Annotated in this window: 1 protein-coding gene; it reads right to left on the reverse strand. The window is 67.2% G+C overall.

Annotated features, from left to right (window positions below; all coding sequences use genetic code 11):
* Positions 1-1,437: NF041680 family putative transposase (locus GA0115254_RS32570; protein WP_218105597.1), on the reverse strand; the 1,437-nt coding region annotated here is incomplete at its 3' end.
* Between the last annotated feature and the right edge of the window lie 111 nt (positions 1,438-1,548).

The following is a 1,548-nucleotide window of genomic DNA, read 5'->3' on the forward strand; positions in this document are numbered from 1 at the left end:
TGGTGCCTGCCTGTCCGCACCGACCTTCATCGTGTCGGTTTTGCTGTGTTTTCCGACGGGGCGTTCGCGGGCCCGGTTCCTGTTCTTCGAGCCGGCCGGCCGACCAGGGCCCGCGGTGCCGGATTTCGGTGCGCTGGTCAGCTGAGGGGTCTTCCTGTGGAGGCGGCGAAATCCTCGGCGGACGCGCGCGGGCGTGAGGCGTCCATGCCGTGCCGGCCGTTCCCATGGCCGACGGAGGTCTTCGGCCATGGGCCGGGCGAGGCGGAGTTGGGTATAGGCCGCGATGACCAGCCAGGTCCAGCGGTCCGCCGCGGTCGGGTCGCGGAGTTTCGGAGCGGTCCAGCCAAGGGTCTGCTTGATCATTCTGAAGGTGTGTTCAAGATCGAATCGCCGCAGAAACGATTGCCAGAGCCGGTCCACATCGGCAGCGGTGGCATCGCAACGTGACCACCACAGCCAGACCGGCTTGGGGTCCCGGTCCCCGGGCAGATGGTCGACCCGGAGGTGGACCACTGTGCCTGCGATGACAGGTAGTTCACCCTCGGGGTAGTCGGCCCACGCCGAGCGGCGGACCAGCAGCGGGTGCAGCTGACCCCAGGCGCTGGCGGTGGCCAGCCCGTAGCGGGTGGTTTCGGTGACCGTGGTGATCGCCGGAGCGGGCCAGGTGGTGGCGTCCTCGAACTTGAATTCCGGTCCGCGCTTGGGTTTGCGCCCGCGCTTGCCAGGTGGCTGGGGCGGTGGCGGGAAGTACAGGACGCGGTCCGAGCGCATCCGCCCCAGCAGTTCGACGGGCAGGTCGGCGAGCAGGAAGGCCAGACGGGTGACGTCGTAACCGGCATCCATGACGACCAGGACGGGAAGGTCACCGTCCGTCCACTGCCCTGCCGCACATATTCGCTGGACCACCTCCCGGATCTGGGCCGCAGTGACGGCGATCTCGTCGTCGCAGGGACGGAGCCGGATCACATCCAGGATGGTGGTCCACGAGGTCCGCCCGGGTTCCAGGGCGGCTACGAAGGAGTAGGGCCAGCCAGGGATCATCTGGGCCGAGCCCTTGCCCCGGCCATAGGTGTGGCAGAACAGCCGGTCCGGGCTGGTGTTCGCGTCCGGCCGCAGCCAGTTGCTGACATCGACGGCCAGGACGATCCGACCGTCCGCAGCCCGGGGCAACGCCAGTCCGGTCAAAGCCCTGCGCAGCCGCGCCACATCCAGCCGCCCACAGTTCAACCCGCCATACAGGGCACCATGACCACGCCGGTGTTCAGGAGCCAGTGACAACTCGACCAGCGTCTTCACCGGACCGTCCGTGCACAGCAGAGCGTCGACCAGCTCGAACAACTCGTCGCCCCGCGCTTCCAAACAGTCATAGAGGTCCCGGCGAAACCCGGACAACACACCAAGTGGGTCGACGCGGGCGACCTCGTCCAGCACACTCATTCACACGGCCGTTCTGTGACGCTTCGAAGCTCGACACTCCGAAGAATCACGGGCGGCCGTGCCCGTTGTCAGGCAAACGGCGAACCCTAACAAGCAATGATCTTGCCGCGA

Source organism: Streptomyces sp. Ncost-T10-10d (assembly GCF_900091955.1).
GTDB lineage: Bacteria > Actinomycetota > Actinomycetes > Streptomycetales > Streptomycetaceae > Streptomyces.